At 67.0% G+C, this 20,734-nt stretch carries 20 protein-coding genes; 13 read left to right on the top strand and 7 right to left on the bottom strand.

Going from position 1 to position 20,734, the window contains the following annotated elements:
* Window positions 1-2: 2 nt before the first annotated feature.
* Complete coding sequence (locus BHQ18_RS00760) at window positions 3-1,289, bottom strand: TetR/AcrR family transcriptional regulator (protein WP_069411659.1); 1,287 nt, start codon at window positions 1,287-1,289, stop codon at window positions 3-5.
* Between the two features lie 210 nt (window positions 1,290-1,499).
* On the opposite strand from BHQ18_RS00760, the gene BHQ18_RS00755 reads away from it, so the two are divergent.
* Complete coding sequence (locus tag BHQ18_RS00755; RefSeq protein WP_069411658.1) at window positions 1,500-2,723, top strand: cytochrome P450; 1,224 nt, start codon at window positions 1,500-1,502, stop codon at window positions 2,721-2,723.
* A gap of 12 nt (window positions 2,724-2,735) precedes the next feature.
* Here BHQ18_RS00755 and BHQ18_RS00750 read toward each other — a convergent pair whose 3' ends face one another.
* A complete protein-coding gene (locus BHQ18_RS00750; RefSeq protein WP_069411657.1) occupies window positions 2,736-3,668 on the bottom strand; it encodes an SDR family NAD(P)-dependent oxidoreductase in 933 nt (310 codons plus the stop codon).
* Window positions 3,669-3,735: 67 nt separating this feature from the next.
* Here BHQ18_RS00750 and BHQ18_RS00745 point away from each other — a divergent pair, with 67 nt between their 5' ends.
* The 9 genes from BHQ18_RS00745 (at window position 3,736) to BHQ18_RS00705 (ending at window position 14,419) form a co-directional block, all read left to right on the top strand.
* Complete coding sequence (locus tag BHQ18_RS00745; protein WP_069411656.1) at window positions 3,736-5,421, top strand: nitric oxide reductase activation protein NorD; 1,686 nt, start codon at window positions 3,736-3,738, stop codon at window positions 5,419-5,421.
* A gap of 66 nt (window positions 5,422-5,487) precedes the next feature.
* Window positions 5,488-6,294 carry a CbbQ/NirQ/NorQ/GpvN family protein gene (locus BHQ18_RS00740; RefSeq protein WP_084293834.1) on the top strand — a complete coding sequence of 269 codons (807 nt, stop codon included), beginning with the start codon at window positions 5,488-5,490 and terminating at the stop codon, window positions 6,292-6,294.
* Between the two features lie 83 nt (window positions 6,295-6,377).
* Window positions 6,378-7,490, top strand: coding sequence for an ABC transporter substrate-binding protein (locus BHQ18_RS00735; RefSeq protein WP_069411655.1), 1,113 nt, complete (start codon window positions 6,378-6,380; stop codon window positions 7,488-7,490).
* Between the two features lie 3 nt (window positions 7,491-7,493).
* On the top strand, window positions 7,494-8,624 hold the full coding sequence (locus BHQ18_RS00730; protein ID WP_069411654.1) for a spirocyclase AveC family protein: 1,131 nt from the start codon (window positions 7,494-7,496) through the stop codon (window positions 8,622-8,624).
* Complete coding sequence (locus BHQ18_RS00725; protein ID WP_069411653.1) at window positions 8,617-9,501, top strand: SDR family oxidoreductase; 885 nt, start codon at window positions 8,617-8,619, stop codon at window positions 9,499-9,501. Before BHQ18_RS00730 ends, BHQ18_RS00725 begins: the two co-directional genes overlap by 8 nt.
* A gap of 25 nt (window positions 9,502-9,526) precedes the next feature.
* A complete protein-coding gene (locus BHQ18_RS00720) occupies window positions 9,527-10,972 on the top strand; it encodes an aldehyde dehydrogenase family protein (protein ID WP_109789164.1) in 1,446 nt (481 codons plus the stop codon).
* Window positions 10,973-10,982: 10 nt separating this feature from the next.
* The gene (locus tag BHQ18_RS00715; protein ID WP_069411651.1) at window positions 10,983-12,206 is read left to right on the top strand and encodes a cytochrome P450; all 1,224 of its coding nucleotides are present in this window, start codon (window positions 10,983-10,985) and stop codon (window positions 12,204-12,206) included.
* Window positions 12,203-13,477: a cytochrome P450 gene (locus tag BHQ18_RS00710; protein WP_069411650.1), complete on the top strand. Its 1,275-nt coding sequence runs from the start codon at window positions 12,203-12,205 to the stop codon at window positions 13,475-13,477. Before BHQ18_RS00715 ends, BHQ18_RS00710 begins: the two co-directional genes overlap by 4 nt.
* 63 nt (window positions 13,478-13,540) lie before the next feature.
* The gene (locus tag BHQ18_RS00705) at window positions 13,541-14,419 is read left to right on the top strand and encodes a mycofactocin-coupled SDR family oxidoreductase (protein ID WP_069411649.1); all 879 of its coding nucleotides are present in this window, start codon (window positions 13,541-13,543) and stop codon (window positions 14,417-14,419) included.
* Here BHQ18_RS00705 and BHQ18_RS00700 read toward each other — a convergent pair whose 3' ends face one another.
* The 5 genes from BHQ18_RS00700 to BHQ18_RS00680 are packed head-to-tail and all read right to left on the bottom strand — an operon-like array spanning window position 14,420 to window position 18,902.
* Window positions 14,420-15,577 (bottom strand): ICP22 family protein, encoded by a 1,158-nt coding sequence (locus BHQ18_RS00700; RefSeq protein WP_131815640.1) that lies wholly within the window; start codon window positions 15,575-15,577, stop codon window positions 14,420-14,422. It abuts the gene before it with no gap.
* Between the two features lie 8 nt (window positions 15,578-15,585).
* The gene (locus BHQ18_RS00695) at window positions 15,586-16,590 is read right to left on the bottom strand and encodes a hypothetical protein (protein ID WP_069411647.1); all 1,005 of its coding nucleotides are present in this window, start codon (window positions 16,588-16,590) and stop codon (window positions 15,586-15,588) included.
* On the bottom strand, window positions 16,587-17,945 hold the full coding sequence (locus BHQ18_RS00690) for a Dyp-type peroxidase (protein ID WP_234794038.1): 1,359 nt from the start codon (window positions 17,943-17,945) through the stop codon (window positions 16,587-16,589). Before BHQ18_RS00690 ends, BHQ18_RS00695 begins: the two co-directional genes overlap by 4 nt.
* Window positions 17,918-18,334 carry a YybH family protein gene (locus BHQ18_RS00685; RefSeq protein WP_069411646.1) on the bottom strand — a complete coding sequence of 139 codons (417 nt, stop codon included), beginning with the start codon at window positions 18,332-18,334 and terminating at the stop codon, window positions 17,918-17,920. The genes BHQ18_RS00690 and BHQ18_RS00685 overlap by 28 nt, the downstream gene beginning before the upstream one ends.
* Window positions 18,335-18,344: 10 nt before the next feature.
* On the bottom strand, window positions 18,345-18,902 hold the full coding sequence (locus BHQ18_RS00680) for a hypothetical protein (protein WP_084293832.1): 558 nt from the start codon (window positions 18,900-18,902) through the stop codon (window positions 18,345-18,347).
* A 344-nt stretch (window positions 18,903-19,246) separates the two neighbouring features.
* Between BHQ18_RS00680 and BHQ18_RS28900 the strand changes: the two genes are divergently transcribed.
* Genes BHQ18_RS28900 through BHQ18_RS00670 form a run of 3 tightly spaced genes read left to right on the top strand, consistent with a single transcriptional unit; the run spans window position 19,247 to window position 20,730 of the window.
* The gene (locus tag BHQ18_RS28900) at window positions 19,247-19,558 is read left to right on the top strand and encodes a hypothetical protein (protein WP_084293808.1); all 312 of its coding nucleotides are present in this window, start codon (window positions 19,247-19,249) and stop codon (window positions 19,556-19,558) included.
* A gap of 41 nt (window positions 19,559-19,599) precedes the next feature.
* Window positions 19,600-19,944 (top strand): heme-binding protein, encoded by a 345-nt coding sequence (locus BHQ18_RS00675; protein ID WP_069411644.1) that lies wholly within the window; start codon window positions 19,600-19,602, stop codon window positions 19,942-19,944.
* A 45-nt stretch (window positions 19,945-19,989) separates the two neighbouring features.
* The gene (locus tag BHQ18_RS00670; RefSeq protein WP_372516625.1) at window positions 19,990-20,730 is read left to right on the top strand and encodes an HAD-IIA family hydrolase; all 741 of its coding nucleotides are present in this window, start codon (window positions 19,990-19,992) and stop codon (window positions 20,728-20,730) included.
* Window positions 20,731-20,734 lie beyond the last annotated feature (4 nt).

The following is a 20,734-nucleotide window of genomic DNA, read 5'->3' as shown; positions in this document are numbered from 1 at the left end:
CGTCATTGCCCGCGGGTGATCACTCCGCGCAGCATCGTGTCGCGGACGTGACCCAGCGACCGCTCGATGCCGATGTCGTGCAAGATGTTCTCCGGTATCCACGACACCCCGAGCACGCAGCGGGCGAGGACCTCGTTCGACGGGCTGTCGATCGCGATCTCCCCGGAGCGCAGGCCCTCGACCAGAAGCGATTTCATCTGGCGCAGCCGCTTGGTGAACAGCCAGGCGATGTTCGGCGTATCGGGCGGCGACTGCCGCATCCAGGCCAGCTGGATCCGGAATTCGTCGCCGAACTGGTCCAGCGCGTTGGTGTGCAGCCAGGCCAGCGCGTCGAGCTTCTCGACCGGCGTCGAGTCCGACCGCAGCACATTGGTCCATCCGATGCCTGCGATCTTCTCGCTGAACGACTGCATGATCGAGGCCAGCAGTTCCTCTTTGGAGCCGATGAGCCGGTACACCGTCCCGGTGCCCAACCCCGCAGCCGAGGCGATATCACGGATTGTCGTGACCTCGTAGCCTTTTCGGCCGAACTCGGCGCGCGCGACGGCGCGCACATGAGCCGCCTTGTCGTCGGCCGCCGACTGTGCGTCCTCGCCCCACGAGCGCACCACCTCGTCGGCCGCACGGAACGCCGCCGAACCGTTGAGCGCGGCATCGGTCGGCGGCTCGGTGGCCAAGCCCTCCAGCAGGATTCGGCACATCAACGTGGCCACCTTGTCGGCGCTCGCGGTGTGGCGGATCACGTCCAGGCCGACCTGGCGCATGGCCTGCACGATCCGGTCGGCGAGCACCGGCAGATCCACATCAGCGCGCAGATAGCCGCTCCAGCGCGCGGCGCGCAGCGTCTGCACCATCGCTTCCAGGATCGACGACGGGCGCTTCTGGGCCAGTGCGGCCAGTTCCGGGTTGGAGGTCGGGGCCTCGTAGAAGGTCATCTGCAGCGCCGCGCGGTGGGTGACCGCGCACTGCGCGATCTCCGAGCCCAGATCGACGATCCGGTCGAACGCCGACATCGATGTCGCGTCGTCCAACCGGTCCATCGCCTGGCCGGCGATGCGGTCGAGGTCGTCGTGATAGCGCCGGAGCAGTTCGACGAGGATGGCCTCTTTGGATTCGAAGTGGTGGTAGAGGCTGCCGGGCAGGATGCCGGCGGCGTCGGCGATCTCCTGAAGCGAGGTCCGCAGCCCGGATGTCGCGATCAGCAGCGCGGCTGTCTGTAGGATCTCGGTGCGGCGTGTGCCGTCGGCCGAGGACTGGCCGGACTTCGGCGTCACCCGAGGGCGCCCCACGACACCTCCACCGCTCACACTTCCCGTATTGGTTCGCCGGACAAACCCAACGTTTGTTCAAAGGTACCAGAAGCGCGCCTTTCTCCGGTCTGACCGGCGGGTGCAGGCGATTGACGCCCCGATCACCCCCCGTTAGGGTCTGAACAAAAGTTAGGTCGGTGGCGAAATCGACTGTGTGGGAGATGCATGAACTCGACGGGGCGGTAGCCGATGACCGAGAAACTGTCGCAGGGGGTCAAGGACGCCCAGGCTCGCTTCGACGCAGGCATGGGCGCGGACGGTGAGGCCAGCCCGTATCCGATGCTCGACCGGCTCAGGCGGCAGGCACCGGTCCATCCGGGTTGGCCGGAGATGGGCATCCTCGACAACCCCGCCGAAGGGCAGCAGATCTTCACCGCGTACTCGTTCGATGCGGTGAAGGCGGTGTTCACCGACAACATCACATTCAGCACGCGGTGCTACGAGGCGATCGTGCGGCCGTTGCAGGGTCCGACAATCCTCGAAATGCAGGAACCCGAGCACGGGCTTTACCGCCGTCTGCACGAATTCGCCTTCGCGCGTTCATCGATGCGACGGTGGGAAGCGGAGTTGGTGGGCCCGCTGGTGCAACGCACAGTCGAGCGGATCCGCGGCGACAAGCGCGCTGACCTCGTCGAGACGGTGTTCATGCCGATCCCGGTGCGGGTGATCGCCGCGCTGCTCGGTCTGCCCGAGTCCGATGTGCCGGAGTTCCACCGGCTGGCCATCGACCTGCTGGGCTTTCACTCCGACATGGACAGCGCGTTGCGGGCGTCGGCCGAACTGAAGGACTACTTCGTCGGGATCCTCGCCGACCGCAGGCGCAGCCCGCGTGACGACATGGTCAGCGTGCTGGCCGCCGCCGACATCGACGGCGTCCAGATGTCCGACGAGCAGATCTACGGGTTCATGCGCAATCTGCTCCCGGCCGGTGCGGAGACCACTTCGCGGTCGACCGCGAGCCTGGCGCTCGGCCTGCTGGGCCACCCGGACCAACTCGAAGCGGTGATCGCCGACCGCGCCCTGTTGCCGCAGGCGATCGAAGAGGGGATCCGCTGGGAGACCCCGCTGTTGAACTTCATGCGCGAGACCACCCACGACGTCGAGTTCTACGGGCACGCCATCCCGGCCGGATCGACGGTAGCGGTCAACCTCGGAAGCGCCAACCACGACGAGTCCCGCTGGGACCGGCCCGAGCAATTCGACATCTTCCGGGACCGTAAGCCGCACATCGGGTTCGGGCACGGCGCACATGTCTGCCTCGGTATGCACCTGGCGCGCCTGGAGAGCATGCTGATCTTCAACACGCTGTTCGACCGGCTGCCGGGTCTGCGGCTGGACCCCGACGCCCCGGCACCGTACGTGGCGGGCACCTACTTCCGCTCACCGCAGCATCTCCCGGTGGTGTGGGACTGACCGCCGCGGGCCTCAGCCGGTGGTGGTGCCCAGTCGCTGCGTCACTTCGAAGACCTCGTCGTAGATCGAGCCGGGAATGATGTACGGCTCGGCGGCGGTGATCTCGTCGAGGTGCGCCGCGATATCGTCCGCGTCGACGCGGTCGCCCGGGTCGGCCATCCAACCGCGACCCAGCCCGACGAACACCCGCGCGAAACGGCCCGCGCACGCCGAGAAGTTGTGGTGTGTGAGTGCGCACTCCCGGCTCGCGAGAAATGCGACCAGCGGCGTGACCAGTTCGGGACGGATCGCCCGGAAGAACCCGTTCTCCTCGAGGACCGCGGGGTCACCCAAGGTCTCGGTGACCATGCGGGAGATGCCGAAGGGCAGGACGGTGTTGGCGAGGATCCCGTGCGGTGCGCCCTCCAACGCGATGACGTTCGTCAACCCGAGCAGCCCGGCCTTGGCCGCGGCGTAGTGCGCCTCCAGATGCTGACCGAACGCTCCCGCCGAGGAAGCGACGAACACGAACCGTCCGTACTGCTGGGCCTTCATGATCCGGAACGCCGGCTGAGCGAGGTGGAACCCGCCGTCGAGATGCACCGACAGCATGTGCCGCCAGTCGTGCGAGCTGAGTTCGTCGAACGGAACCGCGCTGAAGATCCCGGCATTGCTGATCACCGCGTCGAGGCGGCCGAAACGTTCGACCGCCGTATCCACGATCCCCTCACCGCCGGCGGGCGTGGCCACCGAGTCGTAGGAGGCTACCGCCGTTCCGCCCGCGTGTGTGATCTCGTCGACCACCTGATCGGCGACCAAGGTGTCGGCGCCGACGCCGCCCATGGTGGCTCCGACATCGTTGACCACCACCGCCGCGCCGCGCCTTGCCAATTCGAGCGCGTAGTGCCGACCCAGCCCGCGGCCCGCGCCGGTGACGACCGCGACCTGACCACTGAAGTCGATCATCTTCCCTCCGGGTGATTGACGGGTCAGTGCGCGGGACTCTACGTTGGAACAGATATTTGGTCAACGAGTGAGGTGTGCTCTGGACGAGTCGGCACAGAACAGCGGCCGCGGGGCGCACCCGCTCGCGTTGCTGGCCTCGGCGCTGGCGGGCCGCACTGTCGCGGTGGCTGGGGCGGAGCCCGGTTCGCCGGCGTGGACCGACGGTGTCACGGTGTTCATCGACGGCTCGGCGAGCCGTGCTGCCCAGCTCGAGTCGGTCGCGGTGCAGGCGTCACTGCTGGCCGCTGGCGGTCTGGAGCCCGACCACATCCGCCGGATGCGCCGTCGACCCGCGCTGGCGCGTCGGTACCTCGCGGTCGAGGGGCATCGCGCGCTGGCGGTCAACGAAGAGCTGCTGCCCGCCCGGGTGCGGTCGCTGATCGATCTCGACATCACCGCACGTGTCGGCACGCCGGCCGAATCCCTGGCGATGGCTTCCGGCAGGGATCGACCCGCCGATCCGCCCGCCAGCTTCGGCGTGATCAGGGCGCGTCAGCTTCTGGCCGCGCACGCTGCTGCCAGCCACCGCGACACCCACGTGCCCCGCAACGACCTCGCCAAGGACCTGGCCGAACTCGACGAGCAGGCCGACGACGGCGAGGACGTCATCGACTTGTTCTCGAGCCCGGTCGGTGGCGGCGGGACGCTGGGAAAACTGTTGCAGCGCATGCTCAGCGCGGTGCGCCAACTCCGCGACGGTGGCACCCCGGGAGCCGACAGTCCCACCCACCGGTCGAGTCGGGGTACGTCGGGCGGCGGGCCGGTGACGTCGGTGGCCGCCGGACCCGGCGACGGGCACGACGACCGCGACGGCTCCGACGGGCGCAAGTATCCGGAATGGGATGTCCACCACAAGCGCTACCGTCCGGACTGGTGCACGGTGCACGAGATCGAGCCCGACCTCGGCCCGAAACCGTTGACCCGCCCGGATGTCCATTCGCTGCGCCGGCCGTTGACCCGGCTGGGAATCGGGCTGGACCGGTGCCACCGGCAGGCCCAGGGCGACGACATCGACGTCGACGCCGCCGTCGAGGCGAGGGTGGAGCTGCTGGCCGGATCGGCGCCCGACGAGTCGGTGTACCTCGACAACCTGCGTCGGCGCCGCGACCTCGCGGTGCTGGTGCTGCTGGACGTGTCGGGTTCGGCGGGCGAAGCCGGCAGCCTCGGTCCCAACATCCACGAACAGCAGCGCGCCACAGCGGCGGCGCTGACGATCGCGCTGCACGAACTCGGCGACCGGGTGGCGCTGTACGCCTTCCGGTCGCAGGGCCGCGCAACGGTGAATCTCTTTCCGGTCAAACGGTTCGACGACGGTATGGACGTGCGGGTGATGCGGCGGCTGAGTGCGTTGGTGCCCAGTGCCTACTCGCGGCTGGGCGCGGCGATCCGGCACGGCACCTCGGTGCTCGACGAGAAGGCGGGCACCACGCGGCGGCTGCTGGTGGTGCTCTCCGACGGTCTGGCCTACGACCACGGTTACGAGAGGGTCTACGGTGCGGCGGACGCCCGGCGCGCGCTGACCGAAGCCCGCAGGCGGGGGATCGGCTGCCTGTGCCTGACGATCGGAGCGACGACCGACACCGGCGAGTTGGCCAACGTGTTCGGCAGCGCCGCGCACGCCTCGATCCCCAAGCCGAGTCAGTTGGCCGACGTGGTGGGTCCGCTGTTTCGCGCGGCTCTGCGCAGTGCCGACCTCCGTCGGAAAATCTCGTGAGGATCCTTGAACCAAATATCTGTTCCGCGTAGGCTGCACGAAAGCGTCCCGCACAGAGGGGAACCGATACCGGTGACGACCACCCGCCCGTACTACGTACCCGTCGGAAACGAAGAGCAGGTCTTCACCGCTGCCTACCGTCAAGGGCTCTCGATCGTGCTCAAGGGTCCGACCGGATGCGGTAAGACGCGGTTCGTCGAGGCGATGGCGCACGACCTGGGTCGACCGCTGGTCACCGTGTCCTGTCACGACGATCTGACGACGGCGGACCTGGTCGGCCGGTTCCTGCTGCGCGGCGGCGAAACCGAGTGGGTCGACGGGCCGCTGACGCGCGCCGTGCGCGAAGGCGCGATCTGCTATCTGGACGAGGTGGTGGAGGCCCGCCAGGACACCACCGTCGTGCTGCACCCGTTGGCCGACCACCGGCGCCAACTCCCGATCGAGCGCTTGGGTGTGACACTCGACGCGGCGCCGGGATTCGGCCTCGTGATGTCGTACAACCCCGGCTACCAGAGCGTCCTGAAGGACCTCAAGGACTCCACGCGCCAGCGCATGATCGCCATCGAATTCGGCTTCCCCACACCTGATATCGAGGAGAAGATCGTCGCCAACGAGGCCGGCATCGCACCCGACCGCGCGGCCGAGCTCGTCCGGCTGGGCCAGGCGATCCGGCGGCTGGAGACCGGGGGACTGCGCGAAGTCGCCTCCACGCGGGTGCTGATCGCCGCGGGCAGGCTGATCGCCGAGGGTCTCGACACCCGCGACGCGGCGCGCGCGGCCATCGCCGGCCCCCTCACCGACGACTCGACGGTCACCCGCGGGTTGATGGAGATGATCGAGGTCTATCTGGCTGATCAGCAGGCCGGCGAGTGATTGACGCTCGGCTACCGGCTCGCTAGGGTCTGAACAAATATTAGGTTTGGGCAGTCGCAGCCCGGCCCGCCAACGGAGGTCGCATGTCGTACGAGAGCACTGCGGAGCCGATCAGACTGGGCTACCTGATGGACTTCAAACTGCCGGAGTTCTATCCGCAGGAGATGAAGGACGACCTGTTCAACCCGTTTCACCTGATCTTCGAAGAGGCGCGCGAGCAGGGGATCATCGACCGGCCCATCGAGATCGTGTACCGCGAAGCCGAAGGTCTGCCCAAGGGATCGGTCAAGAAGGTCATCGACGCCTATGGCGAACTCGTCGACGAGGGGTGCCTGGCGGTGTTCGGGCCGAACATCAGCGACAACTGCATCCCCACCCGCGAGGCGATCGAGGAACGTTTCAAGGTTCCCGCGCTGAGCGTCTCGGGCAGCGACGACTGGCTCGGGGAGTGGACGTTCGCGTTCCCGCAGGGGTCGCTGACCGACGAGCCGATATTCTGGGCCGACCTGCTGGCCAAGGGCGGACACAGCCAGGTCGGTGTGCTGATCGAGCAGTCGCTGGTCGGTGAGACCTACCTGCGGAACTTCCGGGCCGCGTGTCGGCGCAAGAACATTCGCATCGTCGCCGAAGCGTCGCTGGCGCAGACCGCCCAGGACGTCACCGCGGCGGTGCGCACGATGCACGAAGCCAAACCCGACGCGTTGGTGCACTGCGGTTTCGGTTTCGGCATCGTGTTCCTCAACACCGCGCTCGAGTCGCTGGACTGGGATCCGCCGCGGTTCACCAGCACCGCATTCCAGAACGCGTGGATGAACCCGGTCATGTGGAACGCGTTCATGGGATGGACGGGTGTCGACCAGTACGACGAGGGAAACCCGGTCGGCCAGCAGTTCCTCGACAAGTACGAGGCGAAATACGGTCGCCGCCCGCAGTACTGCGTACCGGTGGTCAACTGTGACATCGCCTCGGCGCTGCTGCGGGCGTGCGCCGACGCGCACCCGCTGAGCCCGCGCGGGATCAAGGAGGCGCTGGAGCGGGTCAAGATGATGCCCGCCGCGTCCGGGGCGCCGGGCACCCGCGTGTCGTTCGGCAACTGGACCCGCCGCGCCTGGATGGGCGCAGGGTATCTCGTGGCCCGCCGCCTCGACGCCGACGGCGTCACCTCCTATCTCGTGGACCGCTTCGGAGAGGAGTGAGCGATGGCCACCCAGGAAGCCACACCGCCCGCCGAGCAGGCCGCCGAACCGAAGAAGGGGTCGTGGAGGGCCGCGCTGTGGATCGCGGTCGCGGTGTTCCTGCTCGTGCTGATCGCGGTCAACGCCCGCAAGGGCGCCGTCTCACCGCGAATCCGCAACCCCGAAGTCGAAGGCGCACCCCGTCCGGTGGAGCCGCTGTTCGGCTTCGACCACTGGCTGACCCTGTTCCAGATCTTCACGATCATCTCGATGTCAGCCATTGTGATCGTGTACGTGATCGCGTGGCGCCGGCTCGGCGCGCATCCGGTGCTGCTGATGGGCATCGTCACGACGCTGATCGTGTGGCAGGACCCGATCATGAACTGGTCGCCGTTCGCGGTGTACAACCCCGAACTGTGGCACTGGCCCGAAGACTGGCCGCTGGTGTCGATCTCGCCGACGGTCGAGCCGTTCCTGGTGATCGGCTACATCATGTTCTACCTCGGGCCGTTCTTCCCGGCGATCTGGATCCTGCGCAAACTGCAGGCCAAGCGGCCACCCGACTCGTTCGTGTGGCGCCACCCGCTGATCAGCCTGGCGGCGCTGATCCTGCCGCTGGGCATCCTCATCGACGCGATGCTCGAAATCACGTTGGTACGCACCGGTTTCTACATCTACTCACAGGTGGTGCCGTTCGGCTCGGTGTTCGTCGGCGAGACCTACCAGTTCCCGTTCATCTGGGAAACCGTGATGGTCACCTTCGTGATGATCCCCGCCGGTGTGCTGCTCTACCGCGACGACACCGGAAGGACGGTGGCCGAGAAGCTGGCACAGCGGTCCCGGCTGTTCGCCCGCCGACCCGCGCTGGGCATGTTCGTGGTGATGTTCGTGATCATCAACGTCGCCTACTTCGCCTACGGCACCGGATTCGCGATCCTCAAGTGGACCCGAATCTCGACGTCGGTGGCCTGCCCGTGGCCGTATCCCGAGGCGAAAGTCTATGACCCGCAGGGCTTCTACGAAGAGAACGGGCACCCCGGCCCCTACTCGTCGGGCATCTGGTCCACCTGGATGAGCATGCAACCCGACGGCCGCCCCGACGTCGCGATCGGAGCCAGAAGCGACCGGTGTGCCCCCGAGGCCGCGGATGGGTAGTCAGCGCAGCGTCGTGATCACCGGCGCGTCGCGCGGGTTGGGATTCGCCTCAGCCTGCCACCTGTACCGCAATGGGTGGCACGTGCTGGCCGCGATGCGGTCCGTCGACACCGGGATGAAGGCGCTGCGCGACGCGACCGGCGCCGCCGACGACGATCCACGGTTGACCGGTGTCACCCTGGACCTGACCGACACCGGCTCGATCGAGACCGCGGCCCAGACGATCACCGCGGCGGTCGGCGCACCCCACGCCCTGGTGCACAACGCCGGTATCTCCGCGGCCGGCATGGTGGAGGAGACACCGACCAGCCTCTGGGAGCGGATGTTCGCGACGACGGTGTTCGGCCCGGTCGCGCTGACCAAGGCCCTGCTGCCCGAGATGCGCCGGACCGGACGCGGACGGATCGTGCTGGTGTCCAGTCAGGGCGGGGTGCGTGGAATGCCCGCTACCGCACCCTATTCAGCGGCCAAAGGCGCCCTGGAACGGTGGGGTGAGGCGATGGCCGCCGAGGTCGCGCCATTCGGGATCGGCGTCACGATCCTGGTCACCGGCACCTACGACACCGAGATCATCACCGACGCCGGCACCACGGACTGTCGTGACCTGGCCGGGGTGTACGCACCGCACCACGCCACCATGGACAAACGGGGCAGGGCCGCGATGCGGATGGCCGCCCGCTCGCCGGAGAAGTTCGCCGCCGGCCTGAGTAAGGCGCTCGAGAGCACCAAACCCTTCGTCAAAGTACCGGTCGGCCCCGATGCGCGAATGCTGATGATCGCCAACCGGTTACTACCGGCCGCCGGGCTGCACCAGATGACCCGGTTGATGATGGGGATACCGCGTTTCGGTGCGCTGGGAGGACAGAGTAATGGCTGACATCGTGCCCCGCTTCGAGACCAGGATGCTGATCGACGGCAAGCTCGTCGACGGTGAGGCCGGTACCTTCACCAACATCAACCCGGCCACCGAGGAGACGCTCGGCGAGGTCGCCGACGCGTCGAAAGCCGACATGCACCGGGCCATCGACGCGGCGCGCCGCGCGTTCGACGAGACCACATGGTCCACCGATCACGCGTTCCGGCAGCGCTGTCTTCTCCAACTGCAGGAGGCACTGGAAGACGAACGCGAGGAACTGCGCGAAGAGCTGATCCTCGAGGTCGGGTGCCCGCGCGCCATCACCCACGGCCCGCAACTCGATGCGCCGCTCGCCGACGGGCTGCGCTATCCGGCCAAACTGATCGACGAATACCCGTGGGAGACCCCGCTCGGTGACGCCTTCGTCTCGGTCACCGGGATGAACACCACCAGGAAGGTGTGGCGCGAACCCGCGGGAGTCGTCGGCGCGATCGTGCCGTGGAACTTCCCGTTCGAGGTCACCATCCAGAAGATCGGCCAGGCGCTGGGGACCGGGTGCACGGTCGTGCTGAAGCCGGCGCCCAACACGCCCTACAACGCCACCCGTCTCGGCCGGCTCATCGCCGAGAAGACCGACATCCCAGCGGGAGTGGTGAACGTCGTCACCGCCTCCGACCACTTCGTCGGCGAGGAACTCACGCTCTCGCCGAAGGTCGACCTGATCTCGTTCACCGGATCCACGGTCGTCGGGCAGCGCATCATGGAGAAGGGCGCGGCCACCATGAAGCGGCTGTTCCTCGAACTCGGCGGCAAGTCCGCGACGATCGTGCTCGACGACGCCGACTTCGGGCTGGGCTGCATGATGGGCATCGCGCCCTGCATGCACGCCGGGCAGGGCTGCGCCAACCCGACGCGGTTGCTGCTGCCCCGGGCGCGCTACGACGAGGGCATCGAGATGCTCAAGGGCATCTACGAGGGCGTCCGCCCCGGCGACCCGCAGGACCCCGCCACCTTGTGCGGGCCGGTGATCTCGGACAAGCAGCGCGGCCGCATCCGCGGCTACATCGACAAGGGTGTCGAAGAGGGCGCACGGCTGGTCGTCGGCGGTGCCGAGCCACCCGATGGGCTCGACAAGGGGTTCTATGTCAGGCCAACCCTTTTCGCCGACGTCGACAACAAGATGACCATCGCGCAGGAGGAGATCTTCGGTCCGGTGCTGGCGGTCATCCCGTACACCGACGAGGACGACGCGGTGCGCATCGCCAACGACAGCCCATACGGGTTGGCGGGCAACGTCATCGCCGGCTCCATCGAGCACGGCCTGGCGGTCGCTCGCCGGCTGCGGGCCGGCTTCCTCGGCATCAACGGCGCGGCAGGCTACGGCGCCGACACCCCGTTCGGGGGTTACAAGGCCAGCGGGGTGGGTCGTCAGAACGGCACCGCCGGTTTCGACCAGTACACCGAGATCAAGTCCGTCGCGTACCCGGCCTGAGAGGGAAGCCATGCAGCAGCTGTTCGACGACCTCGAAGACTTCGGGGAGTTCGACGATTTCGTCTCCGGCGACGTCCGGGACCCCTACACCGAACTCGCCCGGCTCCGGCGCGAAGAGCCGGTCCAGAAGATCGAGATCCCCGGGATTCCCGGCGAAGAGGGCAAACCGCTCTTCATGGTGTACCGCTACGAGGAAGCCCAGCAGATGCTGCGCGACAACGAGACCTTCTCGTCGTCGATCATCATCCAGGCCTTCGGCGACGTGTTCGGCAAGTACGTCATCCTCGGCATGGACGAACCCGAGCACGGTAGGCACCGGGCGCTGATCTCGAAAGCGTTCTCCCAGAAGGCGCTGGCCCGCTGGGAAGACGACCTGGTCACCCGGATCGGTGCGGCGCTGATCGACCGGTTCGCCGGCCGCGGTAGCGCCGATCTGGTCAAGGAGTTCAACTTCCCGTACCCCACGCTGATCATCGCCGGCCTGCTCGGGCTGCCGCAGGAGGACTACGCGCAGTTCCAGAAATGGTCGATCTCGCTGCTGTCGTTCACCGTCAACCCCGAACGCGGGCGGCAGGCGTCGCAGGCGCTGGCCGACTATCTCGGCCCGATCCTCAACGCCCGCCGGCAGGATCCGCGCGACGATCTGATCAGCGGCCTGGCCGCGGCCGAGATCGACGGCGAGAAGCTGTCCGACGAGGAGATCTTCTCGTTTCTCCGGCTCCTGCTGCCGGCCGGGGTGGAGACCACCTACCGGTCGCTGGGAAACCTGTTGTTCGGGCTGCTGTCAGACCCCGACCAGCTCGACGCGGTGCGCGCCGACCGGTCACTGATCCCGCAGGCGATCGAAGAGGCGGTGCGCTGGGAGCCGCCGCTGCTCATGATCACCCGGGTGGCCACCCGCGACACCGAGCTCGGCGGTGTGCACATCCCGGCGGGGTGTTCGGTGATGCCGGTGCTGGGCGCGGCCAACCGGCAGGAAGAGCGGTTCTCGGATCCCGACCGGTTCAACATCTTCCGCGATGTCAAGCCGAACATCGGCTGGGGCCACGGTGTCCACGTGTGCCTGGGTATGCACCTGGCGCGCCTGGAGATGCGGGTGGCGGTCAACCTGCTGCTCGACCGGCTGCCCAACCTGCGGCTGGACACCTCCGGCGACCCGTTCATCCGCGGTCAGGTGTTCCGCTCACCGACCGCCCTGCCCGTCACCTTCGACACCGTGAGGGGTGCCTCATGACCGACTTCGACACCGTCGACTTCTTCACCGACGCGACGCTGGTGCCCGACCCGTACCCGTACTTCGATCACCTGCGCGCGAAATGCCCGGTGACCGAGGCCACCCCGTTCAACGTGCTGGCGGTCACCGGCTACGACGAGGCGTTGGCGGTCTACCGCGACCCCGCGTTCTCGTCGTGTGTGTCGGTGGCCGGCCCGTTCTCGGGGATGCCGTTCGGGCCCGACGGCCGCGACGACGTCAGCGAACTGATCGAGCAACACCGCGACGCGGTGCCGATGGCCGAGCACATCACCTCGCAGGACCCGCCGCTGCACACCCGCACCCGCGGCCTGATGAACAAGCTGATCACGCCCAAGCGCCTCAAGGAGAACGAGGAGTTCATGTGGCGCCTGGCCGACCGGCAACTCGACACGTTCATCGAGCGGGGCAGCTGCGAGTTCCTCGCCGACTACGCCAAACCGTTCTCACTGCTGGTGATCGCCGACCTGCTGGGGGTGCCCGCCGAAGACCACGACGAGTTCAAGGCCGCGTTCGCGCTGGAGACGGTCGGGGAGCTGGGCAAGGAGGCGCCGACCTCGCACAACCCGCTGCAGTGGCTCAACGACAAGTTCTACGGCTACATCGAGGACCGTCGGCGCGCCCCGCGCGAGGACGTGCTGACCGAACTGGCCCAGGCCAAATACGAGGACGGTTCGACGCCGGACATCGAGGACGTGATGAACCTGTCGACGTTCCTGTTCGCCGCGGGCACCGAAACCACCACGAAACTGGTCAGTTCGGCGATGCGCGTCATCGGCGAGAACGACGAATTCGAGACCGCGCTGCGCGAGGACCGCAGCAGGATCCCCGCGTTCCTCGAGGAGACGCTGCGGATGGAGAGCCCGGTCAAGGCGCACTTCCGGATGGCGCGCACGACCACCAGCATCGGTGACGTCAAGGTGCCGGCCGGCACGACGGTGATGCTGCTGCCCGGCGCCTGCAACCGCGACGAACGAAAGTTCCCCGCCCCGAACGAGTTCCGTCCGGACCGGCCGAATGTGCGCGAACAGATCGCGTTCATCCGCGGCGTGCACTCGTGCCCGGGGGCACCGCTGGCGCGCGCGGAGGGGCGTATCTCGCTGAACCGGATCCTGGACCGGATGACCGACATCGCGGTGTCCGAGGACCATCACGGCCCTGCCGGTGACCGCCGCTACGTCTACGAGCCGACGTTCATCATGCGTGGGCTCAACGAACTGCATCTCACTTTCACGCCATCGACTCTGCGGTGAGGACGCGTATTCGCGAGGGGTGTGCGCCCTCACCGCAGAGTCAACATCTCAAGGAGGTAGGCAATGGCCGGACGACTCGAAGGTAAGGTCGCGTTCATCACCGGCGCGGCGCGGGGGCAGGGCCGCGCGCACGCCGTTGCGATGGCCAAAGAGGGCGCCGACATCATCGCGGTTGACATCTGCCGCCAGATCGAGTCCAACCCGTATCCGCTTGCCACACCGGATGATCTGGCCGAGACCGAGCGCGCGGTCAAGGAGACCGGCAGGCGGGTGGTGGCCCGGATGGCCGACGTCCGCGAGCGCCACGAACTGCGCGACGCGGTCGAAGCGGGTGTCGCCGACCTCGGCAAGATCGACATCGTCGTCGCCAATGCCGGGATCCTGCCGATGGCGATGGGCAAACCCGATCCGATGCAGTTCGTCGACGCCTCCGACGTCGACCTCGTCGGTGTGATGAACACCGTCGCGGTGGCCATCCCGCATCTGCCCGACGGGGCGTCGATCATCGTGACCGGGTCGACGGCGGGAATGATGCGCGGCACCACCGACAACCCGACGATGGGCCCCGGCGGTGCCGGCTACGGGTGGAGCAAGCGCATCGTGATCGAGTACGTCGACGAGATGTGTCTGCACCTGGCGCCGCGGATGATCCGCGTGAACGCCATCCACCCGACCAACTGCAACACCCATCTGCTGCAGAACGACGGCATGTACAGCATCTTCCGGCCGGACATGACCGCCGAGGGCAAGCAGCCGGCACGCGAGGACGCCGAACCGCTGTTCACGATCTTTCAGGCGATGCCGATCCCGTACGTCGAACCCGAGGACATCGCCAACCTCGGGGTGTTCCTGGCCAGTGACGAGAGCCGCTACATCACCGGCCAGCACATCCGCGTCGACGCTGGTTCACTGCTGAAGTGGCCGAACGGGCCGGGCGGCTAGTCAGTCGGTGTCGGTGTCGGTGTCGGTGTCGGTGTCGTCCGGCTCGGCGTCGGGCGCCTCGGCAGCCGGACCGGCGCCGGCCGCGGGCGCGGACGGGGGCGGGGCTTGCTGGTCCACCGGTTGCCGCCCCTGATCTTGTGGCACCTCGTCTTGTAGTGCGGACTCCTGCTCTGCGAGTTCAGAATCCGGAGCGTCGTCGCCGGGATCCTCGACCTCGATTTCTTCCTCCTGCGCGGGCTCGGTGGTCGTGTCCTCATCCGAACCGGGCGCGGTCGGGTCCTCCTCACCGGGACCGGGTGTTTCGGCAGCTCCGGGTCCGTGGTCGTCAGTCGACGCGCCGGCCAAGGACGCGGTGTTGATTGCGTTGTCGCCGGGTTCGGCGGCTGAGCGCTGCGCGAAGCCCATCAGCTCCGCGTCGCCGGCGGTGACCAGCGGGGGCGGTGTCGCCAGTGCGTTCGCGATCGTCCGTTGGACGAAGACGATTCCGTCGACGATGTCCTGCCCGCCCTCCACGAACGAGCCGAAGAAGCCGCGCGTGGCATCGACGAACGCGGCGACGATGTTCCCCAGGTCGAGGGTCAGGATCGCGTCGACAACCTGTTGACCGCCGGCGATCGAGGCCCGCAGCACGCCGTCGACAGCACCGAAAAGTGCTGCACCGAAGCCGATGACCGCCTCGGGAACGGCCGTCTGCATCGCCAGTTGCACGGCCAGGTTGCGTTCGCGCACGGTGATGATCGAATCCAGGATCGGCAATCCGACCGCTGCGACGGTGCCGACCAACGCCTCTTCGATTGTGGTCAGCGCGCCCTGAAGATCCAATGACAGCAACTGTTGGGTGAGCAGCCGTAATGTCTCGGGAAGCAGTCCGATCGCCCTGGTCAGATTCGCTCCCGCTTCGGCGAATCCCACACCCCACGTGGCGAGGTCGGTGATCTGGTTGATGATGTATTCGCGCAGAGCCGGGAACTGGAGGATGTCGGCGATGGAGGCCGTCAGCTGGTACGCCGGCGCTGGTTGCGCCGCGACACCCACCTGGGGCGGAGTGGCGACCGACGGGAGTGGCGCAATCGGCGCGACCGCTATGGCTGTCGCGCTCAACAGGGCGAGGCCGGTGCTCAGGATGGGGCGGCCGACAGAGGTTCTCGAGATCGACATGGTGACTCCTAGGGCATGGTTGCGAGGTTTTGCCAGAGATTGCGAAGGCTGTCGGTTCCACCGAAAAGCGTGGTGAAATGCGTCGAGTCGATGAGCACGATGTCACCGGCCCGCGAACCTGCCGGAGGCATCCAGATCAGTGCGTTGAACTCGGAATTGCCGTCGGCGGTGAACGGGTGGGGCCGTTCGGGATCGACCCGTTGCCTGCCGAGCACCCGGACCGCGTCGCTTTCCGCGACGGTGAGGTCGTAATGCGGAAGGTGCGGGTGGAAGTTGAAGGTGGTGACGTTGTCGAGTAACCGGACGCCGTCCAGATCCCGGATCGCGGTCAGCGGAGCGATGTCCCGGGTGCCCGGGACGACGGCGGGACGGAGCCCCCAGGTGTTGTGGACGGGCACGTCGAGGGCCGTCATCAGCGACCGCGTGTAATGACCGAAGCGCTGCTGGCGGGGCACCAGCGGGTCACCGTGGTGTGAAAACTCCATCTGCCGTTGCGCATAGTCGTCGCTGAAGCCGACGTCATGATGAGGGGCCAGCAGAAGGCAGGTGTGTTCGCGGCGCAGCCACTGCTCGACCGCCTCCACCTCCGCGAGGTCCACCTCCTGCTGGGACAGCAGGTGGTCGAGGCCGAACACCATCAGGGTGTCGGTGTCGGCGAGAACGCGCTCGTCGATCGGCTGCCGGTAGCCGGCCTGGTCGATGCGCTGGAAGACCGCGACCGGATGACCGGTCGTCTCGCCTGCCAAGCGCTGGAAGGCCAGCGTAGACCGGTGGAACAACTCGAGGGTGCCGGCGATGCCCTGCAGGAAGTGGGCCGCATCGTATGCCGGCTGCTCATAGCTGGGCCACAACGCGTTGCGCACTTCGGTCATCGTCGAGAAGCGGTTGTACATTTCGGCGGGATCGCGCTGCGCCTCCCACGGATAGCTCCAAGTCCAGTAGATGCTGATCCGCCTGCGCCCGTCGTGTTCGCGTGCGACGTGTTGCTGGTTGTAGGTCCTGGCGCCGCTCACGTCAAGCCCGCCAGATAGCGCAGGGCGGCGATCCCGGGAAGGAAGAAGTAGGCCCCGCCCTTCAATGTGGTGAACGCTGGAAGCCCTTTGAGTACTTTGCGGATCGGGCGGCGAGGGATGGTGAACTCGAGTGTGCCGTCCTGACTTCCGCAGATGGGGTCGTGCTCGTTGCCGAGTTCGTGAAACGTCTTGTCGTTGATCCACACGTTCTGGGCGAACTCGAACTGACGGACCAGGCTGGCGCAGATGATGAACGCCGCGATGCCCCGGTCGACACCGTCATCGGGAGCGCCGTCAGCGAGTGCGGGACCGTAGGTGGCGCCGCGGCGGATCATCCGGCGGCGGTTCATGTTGTGGGCGGTATCGCGGGGGTTGAGACGCCGTGCGTGGGACCCCAGCGGGCAGGCGTAACCGAACGGATCCATCTCCTTGTAATTGAAGTCGTTGTTGCGCAACGGATCTGCACCGAGTTCGGGATCGTCATTTTCGGGCGCCAGGACGAGCGGCGCACCGCTGCGCCAGCGTCCCATGAACTTCGCGGCCAAGAGCTCCTCGTCGGCCGCGGTGTCGGTGTTCTCGCGCAGATAATCACGAAACAACGCCACGTGCTCCTGCAGGCGGCGGTAGGCCAGATAGCTTCCGTTGCGCGACAGGACTGCCGGCTGCGGAAGGTCGCTGGGGATGCCGTCCTCGTCCGGGTAGCCGAGTATGAATTCACCGGGCTTGAGCGGGCCGCCCGACCCCGGTGTCGGTTGCTCGCCGGAGCCCTCCATCACCGGCTGGGACAGGCGGTCCCGAAACCCGAAATGGTCGTGGGCGTAGTTGAACGGCGGTGTCGCGTTCAAATCGAGGTGAGAAAGGCTGCGGACCCCGTCGGTTCGGTTGAGGAGCTTGTCGTGTTCGTCGATCGAACGCCGACACTGGTCGTCGGTCCGGGCGAAAAGAATTGCGATCGCATGCAGGTCGTCGTCCGCGAGCCCTCCGACCCAGTTCTGTGGCGCACAGTCGCCGATATCACCCAGGATGTCGGCACGCGCGGCCATACCTTCGCGGAACTCGTCGGGGAACGTGGCCAGCGACTCCTCGGGCACACCGAGCGACCGCAGCCCGCGCCAGGTGAAGGCGACGGTGACCCAACGGTCGGAGTCGCCCATTGTCGCGTGCGCGTCGGCGGCTGACTGGACTTTGTCCAGCAGCGCGGCCAGCCAGGTGCGTCCGCCGGTAGGCGTATCGAACGACAGGAACTCGTAGCGTCCCGTGAGCGCGGGGGTCCGAGTCAGCAGGATGTGCTGGATGTCGTCGAGTTCGAGGACGGTCTGGTCGGCGATCACGCTGCCCGCCGCCCTTTGGTCCACGCCCAGGCGGAGATCCGCCACTCGCCGTCGAGGCGACGAAGCGCCGCGGTGAAGAATGCACCGAGCTGTGTGACCGGCGTCCCACGGAGAGTGAAGGTCATCGAAGCCGGCAGAACGATATAGGCGTGATCGCCGCTGACGGAACTGTGCAGAGAATCACCGAGGCTGACTTGGTATTCCGAGGCACCCGTGTGCGCCGATTCCGATGCGACATCTCGGTACCAGTCCTGCGAGGCCGACGGCCCCAGCCAGACATGCGGTGGCATCCCGTCGAGGATCACCCCCGACGGGTCGAAAGCCTCTGCCATCGCGTCGATGTCACCGCGGTTGAAGCCTGCGATGTACCGGAGCACAGTGGCTAGGACCGCTTCGGCGTCCGAGGTGTTCACCGTCGGTCCGTCACTGCATCTGGTCGAGCATGTCCGAGAAGGCCGCCTTCAACCGCAATGCCTTCTTGATCTCGTCGGCGGTGACGTACGGGTATTCGCCGTACTCCAGAAAGCTCGGCACATGGTGCTCGCGAACGAACTTCACGAACGCGTCGGGGTTCTCCCGCCAATCGTCCGGGAAGCCCTCGAGATTGGTGAACACCGTGGTGATACCCGTCTGGCCGAACAGTCGAACGGCGTCTTCGGTGTATTTGTCGAAGTCGGTGTCGAAGATGCCCTGATATTGGAAGTGCAGCCCGGAGCCCACGTCGAACAGCACCCAGCGCAGGTAGTGCAGGCGCAGCGGAGCGAGCACGTCGGGGCTGGCGGCGATCGCCTCCTCGATCTGTTTTCCGTATGCGCGTACCGCTTCTTCGCGGCCGTCCTTCACCTTGGCGATGATCGAGAAGCCGTAGCAGGCTGGTGTCCTGGGAAACACCGGTCCGTAGCGGCCGCGCTCGAATTCCAGATATCCCTCCTCGGGAATTGCCATTGCGGCCGGACGCGTCCATTGATCGTTCGGTGCCATGGACACCCCTCCGTTCAGCCGGCGTGCCGGGACAGTAGCACCGACCGTTGGAGACGGAAGCCATTTCGTTTACCGAACACACTGCGCCAACTACCGCGACGTCCCGCGCGGGTCGACGGCGCCTGTTAGGCGAGGAAAACCTTCGTTCGACCGTCACCTCGTGCGTTTTCAAACAAATCCATTTTAGGTAGTCGATCTATCCGGTATGCGAATGGTGGTGAGGCCGAATTATCGAACGGAAATGTCCAATTCGCGTCGCTTCCCGGTTCGCAGATTTACGCTGCCGGTACCTGTCAGCAATCGCATTGCGGTGATCCGTCGCATTGTCGAGGAGGGAGTCGACGATGAAACGGCTATACCGCTGGGTGTTGACGGGTCTGTCTGTGGCACTGGTGCCGATCGGACTCGCGCCCGTCGCGTCCGCGGATTGCACGAACGCCGGCGCTGCCACGGTGTGCGCCCAGGGGTCGGTTCGCGGTGGCGGCCCCGACGCCCCACAGGCCGGCCCCGCCTATCCGGGCTATTGTCCCGACCCCTGGTACTGCAGCGACGACTGGGGACTCGACATCATCGTCGATCCCGGGCCACCCGGCATTGACATCGGTCGCCCTGGCCGCCCCGGCGGTGGCGGCGGTGGCGGCATAGGTCCCCGCTGAGCTTCCTACGCCGTCCGTCACATCGAGCAAGGAGTCCGAAAATGTTGTCACCGAGGGTATTTGGGGCGGCCGCGGTAGTCGCTGCGGCTCTGTTCGGCGCTGCCGGAACCGCCGCCGCCGATCCGCCGAACTGCACGGCCGCCGACCTCGCGGGGGTGATGGCGGGTGTGTCGGCAGGCACTTCGTCGTACCTGTTCACCCATCCGGAGGTGAACGCGTTCTTCACCGGGCTCAAGGGCAAGTCGCGGGAGCAGATGACGGCTGAGATCCAGGCCTACATGGATGCCAATCCCCGCGTCCGTGACGAACTACGCGCGGTCCGGCAGGCGGCGGCCGACTTCCGGGCCCGCTGCAGCGTAGAGATGCCGGACATGCCGATGAACTGACAGACTGGACGGGTGCGCGACACACCGAAGTGCTGGCTCACCGACATGGACGGCGTGCTCGTCCGCGAGGAACACGCGCTGCCCGGCGCCGCGGACTTCCTGCAGCGCCTTGCCGAACTGCAGCGGCCGTTCCTGGTGCTGACCAACAACTCGATCTTCACGCCGCGCGACCTGTCGGCCCGTCTGCGCCGGTCCGGTCTGTCGGTGCCGGAGGAGTCGATCTGGACGTCGGCGTTGGCGACCGCGGCGTTCCTCGGCGACCAGTTGCCCGGCGGGTCGGCCTACGTGATCGGTGAGGCCGGGCTGACCACCGCGCTGCACGAGGCGGGCTACACGCTGACCGACATCGAACCGGACTTCGTCGTGCTCGGCGAAACCCGCACCTATTCCTTCGAGGCGATCACCAAGGCCATCCGGTTGATCCTCGGCGGCGCCCGGTTCATCGCCACCAACCCCGACGTCACGGGGCCGTCCGCGGAAGGTCCGCTGCCGGCCACCGGGTCGGTCGCCGCGATGATCACCAAGGCCACCGGACGAGAACCCTACTTCGTCGGCAAGCCGAACCCGATGATGTTCCGCAGCGCGCTCAACCGCATCGAGGCCCACTCCGAGAGCACGATCATGGTGGGCGACCGGATGGACACCGACATCGTCGCCGGCATCGAGGCGGGCCTTGAGACGATCCTGGTGCTGACCGGGTCGACGAGCGTGGAGGACGTGGAACGTTACCCGTTCCGGGCCAGCCGGGTGCTGCCGTCGATCGCCGAGGCCATCGAACTGGTGTGAAGCA

Origin of the sequence: Mycolicibacterium flavescens, assembly GCF_001722335.1 — a bacterium.
GTDB lineage: Bacteria > Actinomycetota > Actinomycetes > Mycobacteriales > Mycobacteriaceae > Mycobacterium > Mycobacterium flavescens.
The sequence above is the reverse complement of the archived record's forward strand: the minus strand, read 5'-3'. Positions and strand labels throughout refer to the sequence as shown.